Genomic DNA, 21407 nt, shown 5'->3' with positions numbered 1-21407 from the left:
CCCGCCGCGCCTGCAGCCGGCTAGCGCACGCACAGCGCCGCGACGAAATCGATGAAGGCCCGTACCTTGGCGGGCAGGTGATGCCGCGAGGGATAGAGCGCGTACAGCGGAAAGCGCTCGTCGGGCCAGTCGGTGAGCACCGGCACGAGCCGGCCGTCAGCCAGCAGGCTCTCGGCGCCGAGCTGGAGCACCTGCGCGATGCCGTGGCCGGCCATGCAGACGCTGTGCATGGTGCCGACATCGTTGACCGTCAGCCGCCCCCTGGCCTGGATGAGGATGCGTTCATCGCCGCGATGGAATTCCCACTGGAAGGGCCGGCCTGTCTCCGGATCCCGGAAGTGGATGCAGGCGTGGGCGCCGCTCTCGAGGTCAGACGGCGTCTGCGGCGCGCCATGCCGCTTGAGGTACGAGGGCGCAGCCACGGTCAGCACCGGGATGTCGAGCAGCTTGCGCGCGACCAGCGTGGAGGCGCGCGGAAAGCCGAAGCGGAAGGCCAGGTCGAAACCGTCGCCGATCATGTCGCCGAGGTTGTCGCGCGTGACCAGGTCGAGCGTGAGGTCGGGGTGGTCTTCGACGAATGCGCCGAGGCGCGGGGCGATCACGAGACGCGAGAAGAGCGGGTCCATGTTGACGCGCAAGCGGCCGCGCACCACGCTCACGCCTTTGCCCGCGGAGGCGGTGGTTTCCTCGAGTTGCGCGAGCAGCGGCAGCATGTCTTCGTAGAAGCGGCGGCCATCGTCGGTGAGCGCGACGGTGCGCGTGGTGCGGTCGAACAGGCGGATGCCGAGCCGGGCTTCGAGCCGCGCGATGGCGCGGCTGACGCCGGATTGCGTCATGTCCAGCGCCTCGGAGGCGCGCGCGAAGCCGCCGTTGTCGACCACCGCCAGCAGCACGCCGATGCCGTCCAGGATCCGCTCGTCGAAGCTCATCGATGCCTCGCAGTCATCAATCAAGTGACAGGCATGTTATCGCTAAATTCCCCGGCGGAAACCACAATTCGGTCACCGCGGCGCGTGCCGCGACCGACTGGAGATGACGATGTTTGCTGTGACTGGGATTACCGGGAAGGTGGGTGGTGTGGTGGCGCGTGCGCTGTTGTCCGCTGGCAGGGATGTGCGCGCGGTGGTGCGCTCGGCGCACAAGGGTGCCGAATGGGCCGCGCAGGGCTGCGAGGTCGCGCTCGCCGAGATGAGTGATGCGCAGGCTCTGCAGCGTGCCTTCACGGGCACCGAGGCGGTGTTCGTGCTGCTGCCGCCGAACTTCGATCCCTGCGCCGACCTGTCCGAGTCGCGTGCGATCGTGACGGCATTGCGCCAGGCGCTGCTGGCCGCCCGGCCGCGGCGCGTGGTCTGCCTGTCGACCATCGGCGCGCAGGCAACCCAGCCGAACCTGTTGCAGCAGCTGTCCCACATGGAGCGCGAGCTGGGCACGCTGCCGGTGCCGGTTGCCTTCGTGCGCGCAGGCTGGTTCATGGAAAACACACTGTGGGACATCGAGCCGGCGCTTGCTCACGGTGTGCTCGCCAGCTACCTGCAGCCGCTGGACAAGCCGGTGCCGATGGTGGCGACGGCCGATGTGGGCCGCGTCGCGGCGGAGTTGCTGCAGCAATCCTGGGAAGGGCGCCGGGTCGTGGAGCTGGAAGGGCCGCGCCGCATCGCTCCGCTGGAGATTGCCGCCGCGCTCTCGACACTCCTGGGCCGTGAGGTCAAGGCGCAGGTTGTTCCGCGTGCCTCGTGGGAAGCGCTGTTCCGCGCGCAGGGCATGAACAACCCGGTGCCGCGCGCGCAGATGCTCGATGGCTTCAACGCCGGCTGGATCGACTTCGAGGCGGCGCAGGCAGACACGCGCAAGGGCACCGTGCCGCTGCAGACAGTGCTGGCGGCAATGGTGGAGCGCCAGCAGTGAAGGCGCATCGAGGGCGCATGTCCGGCGGCGGTAGTGCCCGGCCGCCATGTGGGCGGGCGGTGATCCCGCCCGATGCGGTGTGCGGGCTTGCCGGGTGACAGCGCGGTGCTGCTGCCCGGATCGTGCGCGACGACAGCCGTGGTTCGCCGGGTCAGCTCCTGCGCAGCACCGCTTCGATTTCCTGCGCCGCGCGCTGCAGCGCCGGCAGGTAGTGCCGCACGAGATGGGCCTCGTCGCGGCTGCCCAGCACCATGCTGAAGCCCACGCCCGCCACCACCTTGCCGGAGGCCGCGCGCAGCGGCACGGAGATGCCGGCGTAGCCATCCACGAGCTCGCTGATCAGCGTGCAGTAGCCATGGCTGCGCACCTGCCTGAGGGTGCGCGCCAGCGCGGTGCGCGAGCTGACGGTAAACGGGGTGAGCTTGCGCAGCTGGGCGGTGGCGAGGTACGCATCGAGCGCCTCGTCGTCCAGGCCGCCTAGCAGCACGCGCCCGAGCGAGTGCGCATAGGCGGGCATGCGGCGCCCGACTCCCATGTCCACGCGCAGTATCTGCTGCGGCTCCTCGCGCGCCACCAGCGCCACCGATTCGCCATCGAGCACGCCGAGCGAACAGGTTTCACCGGCCTGCTCGGCGAGCGCCTTCAGATAGGGTCCGGCCAGGCGCGGCAGGTCCATCGAGGCGAAATAGGCGTAGCCCAGGTCCATCACGCGCGGCGTGATGGAGAACTCACGCCCGTCCTGCGCCAGGTATCCGTTGTGCTGCAGCGTCAGCAACAGGCGGCGTGCGGCGGCACGGGTAACATCGAGCTGTTCGGCCACCTCTTGCATGGTGAGGCTGCCCGCGCCGGAGGCGAACAGGCGCAGCAGCGCCAGGCCCTTGGTCAGGGAATCGAGCAACTCGCTCTTTTCTTGCGGGTCGGCCGCGGGGACCTCGTCTGCCGCTCTTGCACGGTTCATGGGCTGCTTGTGGATGGGGAACGATCGAAACGGGGGATTTTATTGCCCTGAGCGCACTTGCGCGATACGGACATGCCTCCGTATGATATGCGTTTTGCGAACATTTGTTCGCGGAATGCGGTCCGGCACAGAACGGACTGGAAGAACAGACGGAGAMAGCCATGAAGGTCATCAGCGCGCAGCAGGCTGCTGCGCTCGTGCAATCGCAGTGGACCGTGGCCAGCGCCGGTTTCGTGGGCGCGGGCCATGCGGAGGCTGTGACCAGCGCGCTCGAGCAGCGTTTCCTGGAGTGCGGGCTGCCGCGCGACCTGACGCTGGTGTACTCGGCCGGGCAGGGCGACCGCGGCGCGCGCGGCGTCAACCACTTCGGCAATGCCGGCATGACGGGCCGCATCGTCGGCGGGCACTGGCGTTCCGCCACGCGGCTGGCCGCGCTCGCCATGGCCGAGCAGTGCGAGGGCTACAACCTGCCGCAGGGCGTGCTGACGCACCTGTACCGCGCCATCGCGGGCGGCAAGCCCGGCGTGATGAGCAAGATCGGCCTGCATACCTTCGTCGATCCGCGCACGGCGCAGGACAGTCGCTACCATGGCGGCGCCATCAACCGCGGCGGGCAGCAGGCCATCGCGGAGAACCGCGCGAACTGGGTCGAAGCGATCGAATTCCGCGGCGACGAATATCTCTTCTACCCGAGCTTTCGCATCGACTGCGCCCTGATCCGCTGCACGGCCGCGGACAGCCGCGGCAACCTGAGCACGCATCGCGAGGCCTTTCACCACGAACTGCTGTCGCTGGCGCAGGCCGCCCACAACTCCGGCGGCATCGTGATCGCGCAGGTGGAGTCGCTGGTGGACCATCACGACAACCTGCAGGCCATCCACGTGCCCGGCATCCTGGTGGACTACGTCGTCGTCAGCCAGGACCCCGCGCATCACCAGATGACCTTCGCGGAGGCGTTCAACCCCGCCTACGTGACGCCGTGGCGGGGCGAGGAAGCCGAAGCGGCCGGCGAGCATGCCGCGCAAGCCGATGTCGCGCTCGACGCGCGCACCATCGTGCAGCGGCGCGCTGCGCTGGAGCTGGCGCGTCGCCAGCCGCGCGTGGTCAATCTCGGCGTGGGCATGCCGGCGGCTGTCGGCATGCTGGCATCCGGGGCCGGCCTCGATGGCTTCACGCTCACCGTGGAAGCCGGTCCGATCGGCGGCACGCCGGCGGACGGGCTGAGCTTCGGCGCATCGGCGTATCCGGAGGCCGTGATCGACCAGCCCGCGCAATTCGATTTCTACGAGGGCGGCGGCATCGATCTGGCCATCCTCGGCCTGGCCGAGCTGGACGGGCACGGCAACGTCAACGTGAGCAAGTTCGGCGAAGGTGCCGAAGCGCTGATCGCCGGCGTCGGCGGCTTCATCAATATCACGCAGAGCGCCAAGGCCGTGGTCTTCGTCGGCACGCTCACGGCGGGCGGGCTCGAGGTGAGCGTCGAGAATGGGGCGCTGCGCATCGTGCGCGAAGGGCGCGTCAAGAAGATCGTGCCCCACGTCTCCCACCTGAGCTTCAACGGGCCCTATGTGGCGTCGATGGGCGTGCCCGTGCTCTACATCACCGAGCGCGCGGTGTTCGAGATGCGGCCCGACGCGATCGGCGCGGAGTGCCTGACGCTGATCGAGATTGCGCCCGGCATCGATCTGCAGCGCGACGTGCTCGACCAGTGCGCCACCGAGATCGCGGTGGCCAGCGACCTGCGCGTGATGGATGCACGGCTGTTCCGCGCCGGTCCGCTGGCGCTCTGATTCCCTGAGGCTCCCGGCGGCCACACCCCGGGGAAACGGGCAGGCATGCGCCCGCCGGCCATCAAGAATGGCGACCGGCCATGACCGGCCGCGGAGGAGACCATCGAAGCCTTGTCCTGTCGTTCCCCTTGGTTTGCCGGGTGGCCGACGCGTGCGCGGGCTGTGGAGCCGGCCGCGTCATTGCCGGATCACGTTTCATACTCATCATGCAGAAGACAAGCCGCCGTACTTTCACGCGCCGCGCGGGCGCGATCATCCTGGCAGCCGCCTTGCCGCTGTGCGCATCGCAGGCATTCGCCCAGGCCTACCCGTCCAAGCCGATCCGGCTGGTGGTGCCATTCCCGCCGGGCGGGCCCACCGACACCGCCGCGCGCATCATCGGCCAGAAGATCGGCGAATCGCTCAAGCAGACGGTGCTGGTGGACAACCGCCCGGGCGCATCCGGCACGATCGGCGCGGAAGGGGTAGCCAAGAGCGCGCCCGACGGCTACACGCTGATGGTGCTGGCCACGCCGACACTGCTGGCGCCGCACCTGATCGCGCGCAAGGGCTACGACATCTTCAAGGACTTCACGCCGATCGGCGCTGCCTATGACCTGCCTATCGTCATGGTGGTCAACCCGCAAGCCTTGCCCGACGTGACGGACCTGCAGCAATACATCGCGCGCGCCAAGGCCAGGCCCGGTGCGATGAACTACACCAGCGCGGGCAACGGCAGCTTTGGCCACCTCTCGACCGAGCTGCTCAAGAGCCTCGGGCATTTCGACGTGCAGCACGTGCCGTACAAGGGCAGCGCGCCGGCGATCTCCGACCTGCTGGCCGGCCAGGTGCCGATGATGTTCTCCGACATGATCGCGGCGCTGCCGCATATCAAGGCCGGCAAGCTGCGCCCGATCGCAGTCGGCTCGGCCAAGCGCGTGAGTTTCACGCCCGATGTGAAGACGGTGGCGGAGCAGGGCTTCCCCGGCTTCGAAGCCACCGCCTGGGGTGGCCTGCTGGCGCCCGCCGGCACGCCCAAGGACGTGGTCGCGAAGCTGTCGGCCGAACTCAAGGCGGCGCTGGCCGATCCGGTGGTGCAGGAGAAGATGCTGGGCGCGGGCACGGTCGCGGCCTACATGCCGCCCGAGCAACTGGCCACGCGCATGCGCAACGACTACAAGAAGTGGGGCAAGGTGATCCAGGACAACGGCATCAAGGGCGACTGAGGGCCGATGCCTGGACTGGCCGGCGGGAAGGTTGCCGGCCGGGAGTGAAGGAGGCCGCCGGCTGTCTTGTCCGGCGGCCTCTCTCGCCTGTGGGCGCTTGCCAGGCGGTCGCGCTCAGGAATCGGCGCGCGGCGTGCCGTTGGCATGCGCGGCGGCATGCGGGAGCGGGAAGACCTGGGCGTTCCCGCCATCCGGCGAGCCGGCGGCGAGGCCGGGCACCAGGCCCTGCAGCGTGCCGCCGGACAAGCCGACTTCCTTCAGCAGCGAATCGATCAGCGGCGCGTGGGCGCGGTAGGAGAGGGCCGCGGACATCGCCTGCTCCGCAAGGTTGCTGCCGCCGTTGCCGGCATTGCCCCCGCCGTTGCCGGCATCTCCCGGCACTGCGACGCCGCCCCGATTGAGGCCGTCGACCTGGATGATCTTGATGCCGTCGATGGCCTTCATCGGCTCCACGCTCTGCTCGATCACGGCAGGCAGTGCCTGCAGCAGCGCGAGCTTGAACTTGAGGCTGGTCTGGTCCGAAGACAGCGCGTTGATGGCGTCGTTGAGCGCATGCTGCGCCTCGGCTTCGGCCAGCCCCTTCTTGCGCGCGGCCTCGGCGAGTTCGACGATGGCGGTGGCCTGCATCTGCGCGGCTTCGCGCTCGGCGCGCGCCTGCGTGGTCACGTGCACGGCCTGGGTCTCGGCTTCCTGTGCCGCTTCGATCAGCGCGACCTGCTTGGCCCGGTCGGCTTCGGCGGTGCGGCGCGTGGTCTCCACCATCTGCTCGGCCTTGACCGCCTCGGCCAGCGCCTCGTTGGCGCGCGACTGCGCCTGCGATTGCGCTTCGGACTTGGCGGCGATCACGATGGCCTTTTCCTGCGCGGCGATTTCCGTGACCTTGGCCTGCTCGATGGCGGCCATCTGGGTGACGCGCTGCTGCTCGATCTCCTTGACCCGCACGTCGCGCTCGGCTTCCACCTTGCGCGTGCGCACGGCTTGCTCGCGCTGGATCTCGGATTCCTGGACCTGGCGCTCGGCCGTGATGCGGCTTTGCTCGGCTTCCTGTCGCCGCTCGGCCTCATACGATGCGATGCGCGCATTCTGCTCGGCGGTGCGGGTCTTGACCTGCTGCTCCTGCTCGAGCTTCATGAACGATTCCTGCTGCTCGATCGCCAGCTTCTTGGCCAGCGCGTCGCGGTTCTTCTCGCGCACGGCGACTTCGGTGTCCTGCTCCACCTCGTTGCGCTCCTTGCGGCGGCGCTCGGTTTCCTGCGTCAGCTTGGTCAGGCCCTCGGCATCGAAGGCGTTGTTGGGATCGAAGAATTCCTTCGAGGTCTGGTTGAAGTTGGTGAGCGACACGCTCTCCAGTTCCAGGCCGTTCTTGGTGAGGTCTTCGGCCACCGTATTCTGCACGCCCTGCACGAACTGCTCGCGTGCATCCTGCAGGTCCTGCATGCTCATCTGGGCGGCGGTGGAGCGCAGCGCGTCGACGAACTTGTCGTCCACGAGCGCGCGCAGGCTCTCCGGCGCGAGCGTGCGCTGGCCCAAGGTCTGCGCGGCGGTGGAGACGCCTTCCACGGTGGGCTTGACGCGCACGAAGAAGGCCACCACCACGTCGACCCGCATGCGGTCCTTGGTGATCAGGCTGTCGCGCGAGGCGCGGCTGACCTCGAGCTTGAGCGTGTTCATGTTGATCGGGATGATTTCATGGAACACCGGCAGCACGATGGCGCCGCCGCTCATGATGACCTTCTGCCCGCCGAGGCCGGTGCGCACGAAGGCGCGTTCCGCGGAAGCGCGCGTGTACAGGCGCGAGAAGATCAGGCCGACGATGCACAGGCCGATCACCCCGGCCAGCCCGATGACACCCCAGAAGATGATGGAATCCATTTTGGTTTTGACACTCCCTTAGTTCATGGAAAGACCGTGGGACAGCGAGAAGGCGAGGGCTGCGCGGCGCTAGAGCAGGTCCGGCCGCGGGTTGGCGATGACACGGTACAAGGTGGCCGAGACGCGCGCCACCACCAGCACGCTCTCGCCGCGTGGCAGGCGCTGCGCGGGCTCGTCCGGCTCCACGCGGATGTAGTGGGGTTGTCCGTATTCGTCGACCAGGCGCGCCTCGGCGGGCGTGCCGGCGGAGGCCTCGCCGGCCGTGATCTGCGCGATGCGGCCGACGAAATCCAGTTCGGACACCGCGGAGGATTCGTCCTGCGGGAAATAGCGCGCCACCACGCTGCCGGCTTTCCTGACGAAGGGCAGCGCGCCGAGCGTGGCCAGCGCCACCGCCACCGGTACCGGCAGCATGTGGCCGGCCAGGGCCGCCAGCATCCACTGCAGGATCAGGCCGGCGATGGCGAACCCCGTCAGGAACAGCACGACCAGCATCAGCAGCGGCACCCGCCCCACATGCAGCCAGCCGAGGAACTGGCCGATGACCCCTGCATCCGAGCCGGTGGCATCGGCGTGGTCGAGCGCGAAATGGGTGACGAGGAAATTATCGGCGTGCTCGGACAGGCCCAGGCCCAGCAATACGGCCAGGGCCTCCAGCAAGCCAATCACCACCATCAGGCCAATCGCTACTACGAACGGGGCATTGCCCGGCAATAACAGCTGATTCATTTTGGCTTCTTGTTGTGATGAATCGGTCAGGGGCGGCGGGCGCGGCGGCGGCTGCCGCGCGGCTCAGGCGGGGTTGCCGCCGCGCCCCGCCTGCCCGGCCGTCGCCGCCTTGAGGCGCTCCAGTCTTTCGCTGATGCGCTGTTCCTTGTGCAAGGTCTCGAGCCGCTTGAGCAGCGAGGGGTCTGCGTCCGAGCCGCCGGTGCCCAGCCCGGCGATGCCGGTGGCGCTGGTCATGGTGCGGTTGAAGCCTTGTTCGAGCTGCCCGGCGCGGACGGCCGCGTTGCCGGCGGCGCTGCTGCCGGCGTTGGCGGCCGCGCCGCCAGCCGTGACGCCGGCCGCGACGCGTGCGGCCACCATCGCGGCCAGGGCCTGCTCCATCTCGGCGCGCTTGGCGCGCAGGCCGAGCAGGTCGGATTCCGTCGCTGCCGATTTTTCCACGGCTTCCTGCAGGCCGGCGTTGAGCGTGCCGAGCTGGTCTTCGAGGTCGATCTGGCGCGAGGTGCCTGCGCGTGCGGCCGCTTCGTCGCCGCGGTCGAGCGCGACGCTGACCTGCTCGTCGAGCTTCTCGATCTCGTTGTTGACGCGCGCGATGGCCTTGGCGGCCTGGTGCTTGGCCGCTTCGTGCTGGCCGAGGCCGATGCGGGCCTGGGCGATGACTTCGTCGAACTCGCGCAGGTATTGCTCGAGCACGGCTTGCGGCGTGCGGCTTTCCAGCGAGCTGACCAGCGCGTGGACATTGGCGGTCAGCAGTCGCTTCACTCGGTTACCCAGGCCTTCTGTCGTCATGGTGTGGTTCCTCGGTGCATCGATTGGGCGCCTCGCCGCGGCGAGCGTCGAGGCGGACTGGTTCTAGCCGGCCGGGCGCGCGCTCCTGATCAATGTTGCCAGTTCTAACACTTCCGGGATATAGGCGTCCAGTACGGCCGGATCGTAGGCCGGCGTGCGCTGGGTCACGGCCAGGCGCAGCATGCCGAGCAGCATGCGCATGGCGCGCGCGGTCAGGCGGGCTTCCAGTTCGCGCGCCTGCGCGGGCGCCTGGTCGCCGGCCGGCACGCCGGCGATCAGGCTGGCCATCAGTTCGGGCAGTTGCATGGCCAGCGTCGGGACGATTTCCGAATGCAGTTGGTGATCCAGTTCCAGGGCTTGCGCAGCGTCGAGCAGCGGGCGCACCTGGTCGCGCAGCAGCGACAGGCAGCCGATGTAGTCCGACGATCCCTCGGCACGCCGGCGCGCATCGGCCAGCAGCGCGCGGATCTTGTCGCTGGGGCTGCTGGTGCCGGGCAACCGGAGGTTTCCCAGCCAGGCGAGGTCTTCTTCGGGAATGCGGACGGAGACGGTTTGCATTGGGGGCGGCCTGGAAGTGATGCGCTGAACCCAGCATAGGACACGCGTAAGCATTTGTATACGTTTGAAATTTAAAAATGGCAAACAATGGCAAACAATGGCGGACGAGGCGAGGAAACGGGGCGAAGAAACGGAGCGAAGGGCGGGGAGCCGGCCTGGCGCGGCGCGCGTGGGGCGTTTGCGGTACTGCCGTGTGCACCCGCACGGCCAGGCCCGCCTGACATCAGCCTGAAATCAGTCGCGCTTAAACTGCCTTGGGCGCCACACCCGTACTACCCATCGGAGCGGCTCTGATGCTACAATCTAAGTCTTTGATTTACATGAGCTATTGATCTCGCGGCGGAATTCCCCGCGAAAGGCACTGGCAGTGCACGGCAAGCGGCGGCAGTCACGCTGCCCGGCCGCGCCCCGAAATCCACGCGCAGATCTTCCCCGCTCGGTTCAAGACGCGTGTCCGCTGGCGCCGGGTTCGCCTCCTGCAAGACACGGAAACCATGACGACTACGACCACCGAGACCGCCGCGACCACCGGCCAGACCACCCCCGAGATCACCTTCGACAGCTTTGGACTCGACGCGCGCATCCTGCGCGCGCTGACCGAGCAAGGCTATACCAAGCCCACGCCGATCCAGGCGCAGGCGATCCCCGTGGTGCTGCTGGGCAAGGACGTCATGGGCGCGGCCCAGACCGGTACCGGCAAGACCGCCGGTTTTGCGCTGCCCATCATCCAGCGCCTGCTGCCGATGGCCAGCGCCAGCGCATCGCCCGCCCGCCATCCGGTGCGCGCACTGATGCTGACGCCCACGCGCGAACTCGCCGACCAGGTCTACGACAACGTGGCCCGCTACGCCCAGCACACCGACCTGCGCAGCACGGTGGTGTTCGGCGGCGTCGACATGAACCCGCAGACCGAAGCCCTGCGCCGCGGCGTCGAGATCCTGGTGGCCACCCCGGGCCGGCTGCTTGACCACGTGCAGCAGAAATCGGTGAACCTGTCGCAGGTGCAGATGCTGGTGCTGGACGAGGCCGACCGCATGCTCGACATGGGCTTCCTGCCCGACCTGCAGCGCATCATCAACCTGCTGCCGGCACAGCGCCAGACGCTGCTGTTCTCCGCCACGTTCTCCACCGAGATCAAGCGTCTCGCCTCGAGCTACCTGCGCCAGCCGGTCACCATCGAAGTCGCGCGCAGCAACTCGGCCAACGAGAACGTGCGCCAGGCCGTGTTCCAGGTCGAGGACGGCCACAAGCAGGCCGCCGTCGTGCACCTGCTGAAGAAGCGCGCCGGCGAAGGGCTGTCGCGCCAGTGCATCGTCTTCGTCAACAGCAAGATCGGCTGCTCGCGCCTGGCCCGCCATCTCGAGCGCGAAGGCATCAACGCGGCCGCCATCCATGGCGACAAGACCCAGACCGAGCGCATGCAGACGCTCGACGGCTTCAAGCAGGGCGCGATCGACGCGCTGGTCGCCACCGACGTGGCGGCGCGCGGCCTGGACATTCCCGACATGCCCTGCGTGATCAACTTCGACCTGCCGTTCAGCGCCGAGGACTACGTGCACCGCATCGGCCGTACCGGCCGCGCCGGCGCCACCGGCGATGCGCTGTCGATCTACGTGCCGAGCGACGAGCGCCTGCTGGTGGATATCGAGAAGCTGCTCAAGCGCAGCATCCCGCGCAGCGCGCTGGAAGGGTTCGACCCCACCGGCGCCAATGCGCGCGCCGAAGAAAGCGAGCGCCGCCGCGCCCGCACCGATGTGCGCCGCAGCCGCCCCGGCACGGAAGAAGAGCCGCGTCCGCGCAGGCACGATCCCGTCAGCTCGCGCAATGCCTTCCGTCCTTCCGACGATCCTTTCTTCTCGCGTCCCTACGAGCCCAGCGGCGGTGCCGCGTCCGTGCAGCCGGAAGCCGCCGACCACGCCGCCGCGTTCGGTCGCGGCCGGCCCGCGCCCAAGCGCCCGCTGGCGGCGCTGCTGGGTGGCGTGCCCAGGAAGTCCTGACCTGTCGACGGCGCGCCTGGCGCGCCGCATCCGGCGATGCCCGCGCGCGCGGGCGCCGGGAAAGCTAGCGTTGTCCCCTGCGCTGCCGTTCGAGCAGCGCTTCCCACCCGGCGGTAGCCTCCGCCAGCCAGCCCTGCATCGAATCCGCTCCGCTCGCCAGGCCGAGGTGGGCGCCCGCCGCGCGCAATGCCGCCAGCGGCTCCAGTGCATCGACCGATTCCGCGCCGCTCTGCTTGCTGAGTTTCTCCCCGATCTCGTTGGTGACCACCGGCACGTGCAGGTATGACGGCGTAGGCAGGCCGAGCAGGTGCTGCAGGTGAATCTGCCGCGGCGTGGAATCGAGCAGGTCGGCGCCGCGCACGATATGCGTGATGCCTTGCTGCCCGTCATCCACCACCACCGCGAGCTGGTAGGCCCACAGGCCGTCGGCACGGCGCAGCACGAAATCGCCGACCTCGGTCGCGAGGTTCTGGCATTGCCGGCCTTGCCAGCGGTCGTCGAAGCAGATCAGCGCCGCGTCGCCATCCGGCACCCGCACGCGCCAGGCGCGCGGCAGCTTGCCGTGCAGGCCGTCGCGGCAGGTACCCGGATAGCCGAGCGTCTGGTGGCGCTCGCGCGCATGCAGCAGCGAGTCGGCGATTTCCTTGCGCGAGCAGCCGCAGGGGTAGGTCTGGTGGCCGGCATCGAGCCGGCGCAGTGCATCGGCATATGACGCCTCGTGGCGGCTTTGCCACTGCGGCGGCGCGTCCGGATGCAGGCCGAGGCGTTCCAGCGTATGCAGGATCTGCTGGTCTGCGCCGCGCACGCAGCGCGGATAGTCGATGTCTTCGACGCGCACCAGCCAGCGGCCGCGGTGCGCGCGCGCATCGAGCCAGCTGGCCAGCGCGGTGACCAGCGAGCCCATGTGCAGCGGGCCGGTGGGCGAGGGGGCAAAGCGGCCGCAATAACCGGGGGCCGGGGCGTGGGACGTCATCTGGACTTCATCGGAACATCATCGATACCGCAGCCGGTGTCAGTCGGGCTGCCCCGGCTGCTGTTGCAGCAATGCCTGCACCAGGCGCGGGTCTTCGAGCTTGCTGGCCCACCATTGCAGCGCCTTGCCGCGCGTGCTGGTGCGCCAGGCCACCTTGAAATTGCCGGGCGCGCGCACCTCGAGCGTCTCGCGCGCCTGCAACACGCCGCTCTCGATGAAAGGCTGCGCCATCGGCGCCGGCAGCCAGCCGCAGCCCAGGCCGCGGATCTGCGCCTCGAGCTTGTCGCGCATGGTGGGCACCACCAGCACGTCCTGCCCGGCCAGCACGCCGTGGGTGCGGGCAGGCAGGTTGCGCGAGGTGTCGCCGACGGCCACGATGCGGTGCTTGGCAATCTGGATGGTGGTGAGCGGGCCGGGCTCGGTGGCCAGCGGGTGATGCGCGGCCACCGCGAAGACGAAGGGCATGGTGCCCATCGGCCTTACCTGGAAGCCCTGCGTGCTCGGCGCGTCGTAGGCGCCGCCGATCACCAGGTCGGCGCGGTTGCTGACCAGCGCGTCCCAGGCGCCACCCAGCACTTCCTTGGCGAAGCGCAGCCGGGTGGCGGTGTTCTCGGCATAGAAATCCTGGATCACCGGCAGCAGCGCGCGGAAATTGATGAGGTCGTCCACCACGATGGTCAGCGTGGCTTCCCAGCCGGTGGCCAGCCGCTTGACGCGGCGCGCCAGGTCGTCGGCGGCGTGCAGCAGGTGGCGGCCTTCGTCGAGCAGGGCGCGTCCGGCGGGCGTGAGCTCGGCGCGGTGGCGGCGGCGGTCGAACAGCAGCACGTCGAGGTCTTCTTCCAGCTTGCGCACCACATAGGTCAGCGCCGACGGCACTTTGCCCATCTCGTGGGCGGCTGCGGCAAAGCTGCCTTTGCGCTCGATGGCATCGAGGACTTCCAGGGATTCGAGAGAGAGGGCCATGTTCAGAAATTCTGAATGATTGCTACGAAGATCGTCCCGCTTAATATACTCCTGCGCCCATAAACTGCCTAGTATCGAAACGTAGCGCAAGGCCAGGACTCAGTCTCTGTGCCGATGTGGCCTGAAGGAGGGCCGTCAAAATGATTGAAATCAGAAAGGCGGGTGAACGCGGATACGCTGATCATGGCTGGCTCAAGTCTTACCACAGCTTTTCCTTCGCGGACTACTACGATGCCGGCCACGTCCAGTACGGGCCGCTGCGTGTGATCAACGAAGACCGCGTCGCGCCAGGCATGGGTTTCGGCACGCACGGTCACCGCGACATGGAGATCATCAGCTATGTGCTGGAGGGCGAACTGGCCCACAAGGACAGCATGGGCAACGGCAGCGTGATCCGTCCGGGCGATGTGCAGCGCATGAGCGCCGGCACCGGCGTGCGCCATTCGGAGTACAACCACGCGGCGCACGACACCACGCACTTCCTGCAGATCTGGATCCTGCCGGAGGCGGCGAATCTCGAGCCCGGCTACGAGGAGCGGCGTTTCGAAGCCGCCGACAAGCGCGGACGCCTGCGCCTGGTGGGCAGCCGCGACGGCGCCGAAGGCTCGGTGGTGATCCACCAGGACCTGCGCCTGTACGCCGGGTTGTTCGACGGTGACGAGTCCGCCACGCTCGCGCTCGCCCCGCAACGGCGCGCCTACGTGCATGTGGCGCGCGGCCGCGTCAATATCAACGGCAAGGCGCTCGAAGCCGGCGACGCCGCGAAGATCGAAGGCGTGGACGCCGTGGCCCTGTCCGGTGGAGACAACGCGGAAGTGCTGGTCTTCGACCTGCCCTGAGGCGCCCGCGGCGGTCCTGGCAAGCCCCGCAGCCCGCCGGCGCACCGGCGGTCTGCGGGGCTTTGTCTTGGCGGGTTTGGCGTGTGCTATCTTCTCGCTATAGATAAGCGCACGGGCCGGCACTTGCCGCTTCCGGCGCGCTCCGGCCATCGACCCCCAGACCAGAGATGACTTTTGTATCCGTTCTCCTCGCGCTGATCGCCGAGCAGTTCCGCGCCCTGGGCCGCAACAATCCGATCTACGACATCGTGCGCGTGCTCGCCGAGCGGGCCGAACACGCGTTCGACACAGGCCGTCCGCGCGATGCCGCGCTGGCCTGGTTCACGGTGGTGTTGCCGCTGACGCTCACGGCCATGGTGGTGCACTACCTGCTGGCTTCGATCAGCGTGGCGCTCACGCTCGCCTGGAATGTCCTGCTGCTCTACCTGACGCTCGGATTCCGGCAGTTCAGCCACTTCTTCACCGACATCCACGAAGCCCTCAACCGCGACGACCTGCCGCGCGCCCGCGCGCTGCTGCACCAGTGGACCGGGCTCGATACCGTGGAAATGCCGGTCACCGAGATCGTGCGCCACACGCTCGAGGCCGCCATCGTGGCGGTCCACCGCCATGTGTTCGGCGTGTTCTTCTGGTTCCTGGTGCCGATCGGCCCGGGCGGGGTAGTGCTGTACCGGATCACCGAATACCTGGCGCGCCACTGGAACCTGCCTTCCACTGAGCGCAGTCCCGCGCTCGGTCGCTTTGCCGCGCGTGCCTTCTATCTGCTGGACTGGATTCCCTCGCGGCTGACCGCGGTGGGCTTTGCCATCGTCGGTAACTTCGAAGACGCGGTCTACGCGTGGCGCAACCATGCGCGCAAGTGGAACGACGCGGTCAACGGCATCTTGCTGGCCAGCGGCGGCGGCGCGCTCGGCGTACGCCTCGGCGTGCCGCTGGCGGAGGCCGACTCCGCCGTGGTGCTGCGCACCATCGTGGCCGGCCCGGCGGTGGACTATGCGCCGGGCATGGAGGGCGACAGCGAGCCCGAGCCGGTCGCGCCCGAGTTCGGCGCGGAACCCGGCGTGCGCACGCTGCAATCGGCCATCGGCCTGGTGTGGCGAGCCGTGGTGCTGTGGATGCTGCTGCTGGCGATGCTGTCGCTGGCGCTGTGGGTGGGCTGAAGCGCCAGGCGCCAGGCTAGCCCTGGCGCGGCGCCCCGCATTGCCAGCACGAGCCGAACTGCGCCTCGTGCCATTCCCCGCAGGACAAGCACTGCCAGCCTGGCCCGGAGGGCGGGTTGGCGGCCGCGCGCAAGACCGCCCATGCCTGGGCTTCCATCTCGTCGTCGATCAGCCAGACCTGGGGCGCGCTTTCGCGGAACGGAATGTCGCCCATCGCGCCGACCAGCCAGGTATTGCGCAGGTCAGCGCGGATGCCGGCGGCTTCCAGCAGGTTCTGGCAATGCGCCGCATGCACGAGCGAAGGGGTGGAGAGCAGTAGTTTCATGAGGATCGGGCGCGCCGGGTGGGCGCCCGATCACCTTACCACGGCTTTTGCTGGCGGGATTCGTGCAGCAGCTGCGTGTAGAGCTGATGGCGGCGTTCCGAGATCTCGCCTGCCTCGATGGCCGCCAGCACGCCGCAGCCGGGCTCGTTGATGTGGTGGCAGTTGTAGAAACGGCACTCGGTCAGGCGCGCCCGGAACTCGGGGAAGGCGCGCTCGAGCATGCCCTCGCTGAGATGATGCAGGCCGAATTCCTGGAAGCCGGGCGAGTCGATCAGGCAGCCGCGCTGGCGCTCGCCATGGTCGGCATCGCTATCCACGCTTGCCGGCAGGTGGTAGAGCCGCGTGAACGTGGTGGTGTGCTTGCCCGAATCCAGCTTGGCCGAGATCTCCCGCGTCTGCGCTTCGACGCCCGGGATCAGCAGGTTCAGCATCGAGGACTTGCCCATGCCGGACTGGCCGATCAGGATGCTGGCGCGCTGCGCCAGGCGCGGGCGCAACTGCGCCAGCGCGTCTTCCGGCGCACCGTGCACGGACATGTAGAGGATCTCGTAGCCCAGCGCCTGGTAGGGCGCGAGCCGGCTGCGGGCTTCGTCGAGGCGCGCGGTCAGGTCGACCTTGTTGAGCACGATCAGCGGCCGGATTTCCAGCGCTTCGGCCGATACCAGCGCGCGCCCGAGCAGGTCTTCCGAGAAACCCGGCTCGGTCGCCAGCACGATCACCACCTGGTCGATATTGGCGGCCAGCAGCTTGGACTTGAACTGGTCCGAGCGGTGCAGCAGGTTCTTGCGCGGCTTGACGCTGGTGATGACGCACTGGTCCGCGGAGGCGTACTCGATATTGACGCGGTCGCCCACGGCGCACTCGCTGCGCTTGCCGCGCGGAAAGGCGTGCAGGCGGCTGCCGTCGCCCAGTTCGATCACATAGTGGCGGCCGTGCGCGGCGACGACCAGCGCTTCTTCCGTGGCTGCACCATTGCCCTTGGCAGCGCTTGCGGCGCGCTGCTGGCCCCCTCTGGCGGCGCGGCTCATGCGTGCGCCAGCAGGCGGTCGATCCGCTGTGCCGCGGGCGGATGCGAGTAGTAGAAGGCGCTGTAGAGCGGATCGGGGGTCAGGGTCGAGGCGTTGTCCTTGTACAGCTTGACCAGCGCCGAGATCAGGTGGCCGGCGTCGGTCTGTCCCGCGGCAAAGGCATCCGCTTCGAATTCGTGGCGGCGCGAGGTCTGGCTGGCCAGCGGCCCGAGCAGGAACGTAAACACCGGCAACGTCAGGAAGAACAGCACCAGCGCCAGCGCATGGTTGCTGGTGCCGAGGTTGGGCAGCACGCCCAGGCCCGTGTAGAACCAGGTGCGGCTGGCCAGCCAGCCCAGCGCGGCCAGGAAGGCCAGGCTCAGCGCGAAGCTGACCACCATGCCCTTGAGGATATGACGGCGCTTGAAATGGCCGAGCTCGTGCGCCAGCACCGCTTCGATCTCGTCGTCCGCCAGGCGCTCCATCAGCGTATCGAAGAAGACGATGCGCTTGGCGGCGCCGAAGCCGGTGAAGTAGGCGTTGCCGTGCGCGCTGCGCTTGCTGCCGTCCATCACGAACAGGCCGCGGCTGCGGAAGCCGCACTTTTGCAGCAGGCGCGTGATGCGCGCCTCCAGCGAGGCATTGGCCAGCGGCTCGAAGCGGTTGAACAGCGGCATGATCACCGACGGCGCGATCATCTGCACGAACACGGTGAATGCGATCCAGGTGAGCCAGGTCCAGGCCCACCAGTATTGGCCCATATGCTCCATCAGCCAGAGCACGGCCAGCAGCAGGGGCAGGCCGAGCGCGCAGCCGACCGCGGTCATCTTGACCAGGTCGACGAGGTAAAGCTGCCAGCTCATGCGGTTGAAGCCGAAGCGCTGTTCGATGACAAACTGCCCATAGACCGAGAAGGGCAGGTCGACCAGGCCGCCGACCACGGCCACGCTGGCGATCAGCGCGACGCTGTAGGCATAGCCCGGGCCGAAGGTGTCCAGCCAGAACTGGTTGATCCACTGCAGCCCGCCCAGCATGGTCAGGACGATCAGCAGCGCGGCGCCGGCCAGCACTTCCAGCATCGACAAGCGGGTGCGCGCGATGGTGTAGTCGGCTGCCTTCTGGTGCGAAGCCAGCGTGATGGTGTCGGCAAAGCGGCCGGGCACCGCGTGACGGTGTTGCGCCACATGGCGCACCTGGCGGGCTGCCAGCCAGAGCTTGGTCAGCACCATCAGCATCAGGGCGGCGAGGAACAGAAACGTGAACATCGGGCGGGGCCTTGTCGTGTGAACCGTTGCCGTGCAGGGCCGAAGGCCGGCCGCGGCGGCGGATATGCGAGAATTATAAGTTGTTCGCGCCTGGCGCCCCGTGTTCATCGTCCGGGCCCGGGTGCGCCCCTTCTTGCTTCTCCTTCGATTGCAGTCCAGATGACCAGCCAAAACACGCACGCCGGCGCCGGCGCCAAATCCGTCAAGAGCGAAAACAACCTGATCTGGCTCGACATGGAGATGACCGGCCTGATGCCGGACCAGGACCGCATCATCGAGATCGCGATCGTGGTGACCGATTCGGAACTCAATATCCTGGCCGAAGGCCCGGTGCTGGTGATCCACCAGGAAGACGCCGTGCTCGACGGCATGGACAACTGGAACAAGGGCACCCATGGCCGCTCCGGCCTGATCGACAAGGTCAAGGCATCGACCCTGAGCGAAGCCCAGGCCGAGACCGAGCTGCTGGCCTTCGTCAAGCGCTGGGTGCCGGCTGGCAAGTCGCCCATGTGCGGCAACTCGATCTGCCAGGACCGCCGCTTCATGGCGCGCTACATGCCCAAGCTGGAGGCGTTCTTCCACTACCGCAACCTCGATGTGTCTACCCTGAAGGAGCTGTGCAAGCGCTGGGAGCCGGCCATCCACAAGGGCTTCGTCAAGCGCCAGCTGCACACGGCCCTGGCCGACATCCTGGAATCGGTGGAAGAGCTGCGCTACTACCGCACGCATTTCATCCGCCATCCGGCGCCCGCCGCGGCTGTGGCCGCCGATGCGCCCGTGGCGCCGTCCGCCCCGGCGGCCTGATACGAGCATTCCACGCCACTCACGAGGCGCCTCGCGGGGCGCCTTGTTAATTACCGCAGCCACCTTTCATGTTCGCGCGCATCGTCTCGATCATCACCCCGGTCATCCTGATCATCCTGGTGGGCTGGCTGTACGGGCGGCGCGCGCATCCCGACATGGCGGGCATCAACCGCGCCACGCTGGACGTGATCGCGCCGTTGCTGGTGGTCTCGGCCTTCGTCAGCAAGGATTTCGTGCTGGCCGACCAGTTCGAGCTGCTTGGCTGCGCGGTGGCCGTGGTGCTGGGTTCCGGTGTGCTCGCATGGCTCGGTGCGCGCCTGCTGCGGGCTGACCCGCGCACCTTCGTGCCGCCGATGATGTTCAACAACTGCGGCAACATGGGCCTGCCGCTGTCGGTATTCGCCTTCGGGCAGGTCGGGCTGGCGCCGGCGGTGGCGCTGTTCGCCGCCTCCAACCTGATGCACTTCACCATCGGCATGAAGATCGTCAACCGCCATGCGCGGGTGGCGCAGATCGCGCGCAACCCGATGGTGCTGGCGACCGTGGCGGGGGTGGGGTTGTCGCTGGCGCGGCCGTGGTTCGCGTTGCCCGAGCCGGTGCTGCAATCGGTCAAGCTGCTGGGCGACGCTACCGTGCCCCTGATGCTGTTCGCGCTCGGGGTGCGCATGAAGGACGTGAACCTGCGCAACTGGACCATGGGCGCGATCGGCGCCGCGGTATGCCCGCTGACAGGCATTGCGTGTGCCTTGCTGCTGGCGCAGGTGGTGCCGCTCACCCAGCTCCAGCGCGGGCTGCTGTTCGTGTTCGCGTCGCTGCCGCCCGCGGTGCTCAACTTCCTGGTGGCCGACCACTTCCGCCAGGAGCCCGACCAGGTGGCTTCGATCGTGCTGCTGGGCAATGTCGGCGCGGTGGTGTTCGTGCCGCTGGGGCTCTACCTCGGGCTGCGCTGAAGCCTGGCCGCTCAGGCCGCGGGCCTGGCGCGGATGGCCTGCTTGGGCCGCCATATCCTGGCCACCGCCTCGTCGGATTCGATGTACGGTCCGCCGATCAGGTCCACGCAATAGGGCACGGCGGCAAAGATGCCCTGCACGATGGTCTTGCCATCGTCAGAGCGCAGGCCTTCGAGCGTTTCGCGGATGGCGCGCGGTTGCCCCGGCAGGTTGATGATCAGCGCGGCGCGGCTGGCGGTCTCGCGGATCACCGCCACCTGGCGCGACAGGATCGCGGTCGGCACGAAATGCAGGCTGATCTGGCGCATCTGTTCGCCAAAGCCGGGCATTTCCTTGGTGCCGACAGCCAGCGTGGCTTCCGGCGTGACATCGCGGCGCGCCGGACCGGTGCCGCCGGTGGTCAGCACCAGGTCGCAGCCGGCCACGTCGACCAGTTCGATCAGCGTGCGCGAGATCAGCGCCTGCTCGTCGGGCACCAGCCGTTCGACGGCCTGCCAGGGCGAGGTCAGGGCGCGGCCGAACCAGTCCCGCAGCGCCGGGATGCCTTCGTCCTGGTAGGTGCCGGCCGAGGCGCGGTCGGAGATCGAGACGAAGCCGACCACCAGTTCGTCCGGATGCTTGCGGGCCACGGGATGGGTCGTCGCGGGGGTGGTGGTCTGCGTCATCTTGGCTCCGGGTTTGCGGTCATTCGTCGCTGGCTTCGCCGTCCGGCAGTGGCTCGGCTTCGCCGGCGGCTGCCTGGGTGCCGTCCAGCGCACTCTTGACCGCCTGGAACAACTCGCGGAAATAGCGCGGCGGCTTGCTCAGTTCGCGTTCCTTGCGGGCATTGCGGATGATGTTGCGCAGCGCCTGCACATCGGTATCGGGGTGTTCGGCCAGGAACTTCGTCAGCGCGGCGTCATCGGCCAGCAGCAGTTCGCGCCAGCGCTCGACCAGGTGCAGCTTGGCCGTCTCGGACTTGCTGGCGCCCTTGAAGGCTTCCAGCACGCGCTGGATGGCATCGACCTCGGCGTCGTCCAGCCTGCGCATGACCTTGCCCACGAACTGCATCTGGCGGCGCTTGCCTTCGTGGTTGGTGATGCGGCGCGCATCGCGGATGGCGTCGGCCAGCGCTTCGGGCATGGGTACGCGCGCCAGGCGATCCTTGGGCAGCGCTTCGAGTTCCACGCCCAGGTCTTGCAGGGCGAGCATATCGCGTTTTTTCTGTGACTTGCTCTTGGGCAGGTCGTCTTCGTCCGGTTCGGGGGCGAACTGGCCGGGGAAGCCGGAGGCGTTCCGGGGGGAGGTGCGGGAGTTTCGCGTCATGGGTGGCATTTTATCT

21 protein-coding genes are annotated in these 21407 nt (G+C 68.2%); 8 read left to right on the top strand and 13 right to left on the bottom strand.

The window, feature by feature from the left end:
• Nucleotides 1–20: 20 nt before the first annotated feature.
• Nucleotides 21–929: a LysR family transcriptional regulator gene (locus AC1DK4_RS11440; protein WP_441613116.1), complete on the bottom strand. Its 909-nt coding sequence runs from the start codon at nt 927–929 to the stop codon at nt 21–23.
• Between the two features lie 109 nt (nt 930–1038).
• Here AC1DK4_RS11440 and AC1DK4_RS11435 point away from each other — a divergent pair, with 109 nt between their 5' ends.
• A complete protein-coding gene (locus AC1DK4_RS11435; protein ID WP_441613115.1) occupies nt 1039–1905 on the top strand; it encodes an NmrA family NAD(P)-binding protein in 867 nt (288 codons plus the stop codon).
• A 151-nt stretch (nt 1906–2056) separates the two neighbouring features.
• Here the strand turns inward: AC1DK4_RS11435 and AC1DK4_RS11430 are convergent, their stop codons facing one another.
• A complete protein-coding gene (locus AC1DK4_RS11430; protein ID WP_441613114.1) occupies nt 2057–2863 on the bottom strand; it encodes an IclR family transcriptional regulator domain-containing protein in 807 nt (268 codons plus the stop codon).
• Between the two features lie 161 nt (nt 2864–3024).
• Here AC1DK4_RS11430 and AC1DK4_RS11425 point away from each other — a divergent pair, with 161 nt between their 5' ends.
• Both AC1DK4_RS11425 and AC1DK4_RS11420 read left to right on the top strand, forming a co-directional pair.
• Nucleotides 3025–4653, top strand: a complete 1629-nt coding sequence (locus tag AC1DK4_RS11425) for an acyl CoA:acetate/3-ketoacid CoA transferase (protein WP_441613113.1) — start codon at nt 3025–3027, stop codon at nt 4651–4653.
• Between the two features lie 206 nt (nt 4654–4859).
• Nucleotides 4860–5858, top strand: a complete 999-nt coding sequence (locus tag AC1DK4_RS11420) for a Bug family tripartite tricarboxylate transporter substrate binding protein (RefSeq protein ID WP_441613112.1) — start codon at nt 4860–4862, stop codon at nt 5856–5858.
• A 114-nt stretch (nt 5859–5972) separates the two neighbouring features.
• Here AC1DK4_RS11420 and AC1DK4_RS11415 read toward each other — a convergent pair whose 3' ends face one another.
• The 4 genes from AC1DK4_RS11415 to AC1DK4_RS11400 all read right to left on the bottom strand — a co-directional run bounded on the left by AC1DK4_RS11415 (nt 5973) and on the right by AC1DK4_RS11400 (nt 9803).
• Entirely contained in the window at nt 5973–7730 is a 1758-nt protein-coding gene (locus tag AC1DK4_RS11415; protein ID WP_441613111.1) for a flotillin family protein, read from the bottom strand.
• 69 nt (nt 7731–7799) lie between these two features.
• Complete coding sequence (locus AC1DK4_RS11410) at nt 7800–8459, bottom strand: YqiJ family protein (RefSeq protein ID WP_441613110.1); 660 nt, start codon at nt 8457–8459, stop codon at nt 7800–7802.
• A gap of 63 nt (nt 8460–8522) precedes the next feature.
• Nucleotides 8523–9245 carry a PspA/IM30 family protein gene (locus AC1DK4_RS11405; protein ID WP_441613109.1) on the bottom strand — a complete coding sequence of 241 codons (723 nt, stop codon included), beginning with the start codon at nt 9243–9245 and terminating at the stop codon, nt 8523–8525.
• A gap of 63 nt (nt 9246–9308) precedes the next feature.
• On the bottom strand, nt 9309–9803 hold the full coding sequence (locus AC1DK4_RS11400; RefSeq protein ID WP_441613108.1) for a hypothetical protein: 495 nt from the start codon (nt 9801–9803) through the stop codon (nt 9309–9311).
• A 494-nt stretch (nt 9804–10297) separates the two neighbouring features.
• Between AC1DK4_RS11400 and AC1DK4_RS11395 the strand changes: the two genes are divergently transcribed.
• Nucleotides 10298–11800, top strand: a complete 1503-nt coding sequence (locus AC1DK4_RS11395; protein WP_441613107.1) for a DEAD/DEAH box helicase — start codon at nt 10298–10300, stop codon at nt 11798–11800.
• A 64-nt stretch (nt 11801–11864) separates the two neighbouring features.
• On the opposite strand, the gene gluQRS is transcribed toward AC1DK4_RS11395, so the two are convergent.
• Both gluQRS and AC1DK4_RS11385 read right to left on the bottom strand, forming a co-directional pair.
• The gene (gene gluQRS, locus AC1DK4_RS11390; protein ID WP_441613106.1) at nt 11865–12773 is read right to left on the bottom strand and encodes a tRNA glutamyl-Q(34) synthetase GluQRS; all 909 of its coding nucleotides are present in this window, start codon (nt 12771–12773) and stop codon (nt 11865–11867) included.
• 39 nt (nt 12774–12812) lie between these two features.
• Nucleotides 12813–13736 (bottom strand): LysR family transcriptional regulator, encoded by a 924-nt coding sequence (locus tag AC1DK4_RS11385; protein WP_441613105.1) that lies wholly within the window; start codon nt 13734–13736, stop codon nt 12813–12815.
• Nucleotides 13737–13876: 140 nt separating this feature from the next.
• Between AC1DK4_RS11385 and AC1DK4_RS11380 the strand changes: the two genes are divergently transcribed.
• Both AC1DK4_RS11380 and AC1DK4_RS11375 read left to right on the top strand, forming a co-directional pair.
• Nucleotides 13877–14575 carry a pirin family protein gene (locus AC1DK4_RS11380; RefSeq protein WP_441613104.1) on the top strand — a complete coding sequence of 233 codons (699 nt, stop codon included), beginning with the start codon at nt 13877–13879 and terminating at the stop codon, nt 14573–14575.
• Between the two features lie 167 nt (nt 14576–14742).
• Complete coding sequence (locus AC1DK4_RS11375; RefSeq protein ID WP_441613103.1) at nt 14743–15735, top strand: CobD/CbiB family protein; 993 nt, start codon at nt 14743–14745, stop codon at nt 15733–15735.
• A 16-nt stretch (nt 15736–15751) separates the two neighbouring features.
• On the opposite strand, the gene AC1DK4_RS11370 is transcribed toward AC1DK4_RS11375, so the two are convergent.
• Genes AC1DK4_RS11370 through AC1DK4_RS11360 form a run of 3 tightly spaced genes read right to left on the bottom strand, consistent with a single transcriptional unit; the run spans nt 15752 to nt 18332 of the window.
• Nucleotides 15752–16060, bottom strand: a complete 309-nt coding sequence (locus AC1DK4_RS11370; protein WP_441613102.1) for a putative signal transducing protein — start codon at nt 16058–16060, stop codon at nt 15752–15754.
• 35 nt (nt 16061–16095) lie between these two features.
• A complete protein-coding gene (gene rsgA, locus AC1DK4_RS11365; RefSeq protein ID WP_441613100.1) occupies nt 16096–17088 on the bottom strand; it encodes a ribosome small subunit-dependent GTPase A in 993 nt (330 codons plus the stop codon).
• On the bottom strand, nt 17085–18332 hold the full coding sequence (locus AC1DK4_RS11360; protein ID WP_441613099.1) for a M48 family metallopeptidase: 1248 nt from the start codon (nt 18330–18332) through the stop codon (nt 17085–17087). The genes rsgA and AC1DK4_RS11360 overlap by 4 nt, the downstream gene beginning before the upstream one ends.
• 159 nt (nt 18333–18491) lie before the next feature.
• Between AC1DK4_RS11360 and orn the strand changes: the two genes are divergently transcribed.
• Together orn and AC1DK4_RS11350 are read left to right on the top strand one after the other, a co-directional pair.
• Nucleotides 18492–19136, top strand: coding sequence for an oligoribonuclease (gene orn / locus AC1DK4_RS11355; protein WP_441613098.1), 645 nt, complete (start codon nt 18492–18494; stop codon nt 19134–19136).
• Between the two features lie 68 nt (nt 19137–19204).
• Nucleotides 19205–20086: an AEC family transporter gene (locus tag AC1DK4_RS11350; protein WP_441613097.1), complete on the top strand. Its 882-nt coding sequence runs from the start codon at nt 19205–19207 to the stop codon at nt 20084–20086.
• Nucleotides 20087–20097: 11 nt separating this feature from the next.
• Here AC1DK4_RS11350 and mog read toward each other — a convergent pair whose 3' ends face one another.
• Together mog and yjgA are read right to left on the bottom strand one after the other, a co-directional pair.
• Nucleotides 20098–20751, bottom strand: a complete 654-nt coding sequence (gene mog / locus AC1DK4_RS11345; protein WP_441613096.1) for a molybdopterin adenylyltransferase — start codon at nt 20749–20751, stop codon at nt 20098–20100.
• 19 nt (nt 20752–20770) lie between these two features.
• Nucleotides 20771–21391, bottom strand: a complete 621-nt coding sequence (gene yjgA / locus AC1DK4_RS11340) for a ribosome biogenesis factor YjgA (protein WP_441613095.1) — start codon at nt 21389–21391, stop codon at nt 20771–20773.
• Nucleotides 21392–21407 lie beyond the last annotated feature (16 nt).

The organism is Cupriavidus sp. 05N38 (assembly GCF_056397345.1).
Note: the sequence above shows the minus strand (reverse complement) of the source record. Positions and strands in the feature narration are given on the sequence as shown.

What these genes read in the sequence shown, in the direction of transcription:
- AC1DK4_RS11380 (WP_441613104.1), top strand. Translation starts at nt 13,877, where the DNA reads ATGATTGAAATCAGAAAGGCGGGTGAACGCGGATACGCTGATCATGGC.
- AC1DK4_RS11375 (WP_441613103.1), top strand. Translation starts at nt 14,743, where the DNA reads ATGACTTTTGTATCCGTTCTCCTCGCGCTGATCGCCGAGCAGTTCCGC.
- AC1DK4_RS11435 (WP_441613115.1), top strand. Translation starts at nt 1,039, where the DNA reads ATGTTTGCTGTGACTGGGATTACCGGGAAGGTGGGTGGTGTGGTGGCG.
- AC1DK4_RS11440 (WP_441613116.1), bottom strand. Translation starts at nt 929, where the DNA reads ATGAGCTTCGACGAGCGGATCCTGGACGGCATCGGCGTGCTGCTGGCG.
- AC1DK4_RS11430 (WP_441613114.1), bottom strand. Translation starts at nt 2,863, where the DNA reads ATGAACCGTGCAAGAGCGGCAGACGAGGTCCCCGCGGCCGACCCGCAA.
- AC1DK4_RS11350 (WP_441613097.1), top strand. Translation starts at nt 19,205, where the DNA reads ATGTTCGCGCGCATCGTCTCGATCATCACCCCGGTCATCCTGATCATC.
- AC1DK4_RS11395 (WP_441613107.1), top strand. Translation starts at nt 10,298, where the DNA reads ATGACGACTACGACCACCGAGACCGCCGCGACCACCGGCCAGACCACC.
- AC1DK4_RS11385 (WP_441613105.1), bottom strand. Translation starts at nt 13,736, where the DNA reads ATGGCCCTCTCTCTCGAATCCCTGGAAGTCCTCGATGCCATCGAGCGC.
- AC1DK4_RS11400 (WP_441613108.1), bottom strand. Translation starts at nt 9,803, where the DNA reads ATGCAAACCGTCTCCGTCCGCATTCCCGAAGAAGACCTCGCCTGGCTG.
- mog (WP_441613096.1), bottom strand. Translation starts at nt 20,751, where the DNA reads ATGACGCAGACCACCACCCCCGCGACGACCCATCCCGTGGCCCGCAAG.
- yjgA (WP_441613095.1), bottom strand. Translation starts at nt 21,391, where the DNA reads ATGACGCGAAACTCCCGCACCTCCCCCCGGAACGCCTCCGGCTTCCCC.
- gluQRS (WP_441613106.1), bottom strand. Translation starts at nt 12,773, where the DNA reads ATGACGTCCCACGCCCCGGCCCCCGGTTATTGCGGCCGCTTTGCCCCC.
- AC1DK4_RS11360 (WP_441613099.1), bottom strand. Translation starts at nt 18,332, where the DNA reads ATGTTCACGTTTCTGTTCCTCGCCGCCCTGATGCTGATGGTGCTGACC.
- AC1DK4_RS11420 (WP_441613112.1), top strand. Translation starts at nt 4,860, where the DNA reads ATGCAGAAGACAAGCCGCCGTACTTTCACGCGCCGCGCGGGCGCGATC.
- AC1DK4_RS11425 (WP_441613113.1), top strand. Translation starts at nt 3,025, where the DNA reads ATGAAGGTCATCAGCGCGCAGCAGGCTGCTGCGCTCGTGCAATCGCAG.
- orn (WP_441613098.1), top strand. Translation starts at nt 18,492, where the DNA reads ATGACCAGCCAAAACACGCACGCCGGCGCCGGCGCCAAATCCGTCAAG.
- rsgA (WP_441613100.1), bottom strand. Translation starts at nt 17,088, where the DNA reads ATGAGCCGCGCCGCCAGAGGGGGCCAGCAGCGCGCCGCAAGCGCTGCC.
- AC1DK4_RS11370 (WP_441613102.1), bottom strand. Translation starts at nt 16,060, where the DNA reads ATGAAACTACTGCTCTCCACCCCTTCGCTCGTGCATGCGGCGCATTGC.
- AC1DK4_RS11410 (WP_441613110.1), bottom strand. Translation starts at nt 8,459, where the DNA reads ATGAATCAGCTGTTATTGCCGGGCAATGCCCCGTTCGTAGTAGCGATT.
- AC1DK4_RS11405 (WP_441613109.1), bottom strand. Translation starts at nt 9,245, where the DNA reads ATGACGACAGAAGGCCTGGGTAACCGAGTGAAGCGACTGCTGACCGCC.
- AC1DK4_RS11415 (WP_441613111.1), bottom strand. Translation starts at nt 7,730, where the DNA reads ATGGATTCCATCATCTTCTGGGGTGTCATCGGGCTGGCCGGGGTGATC.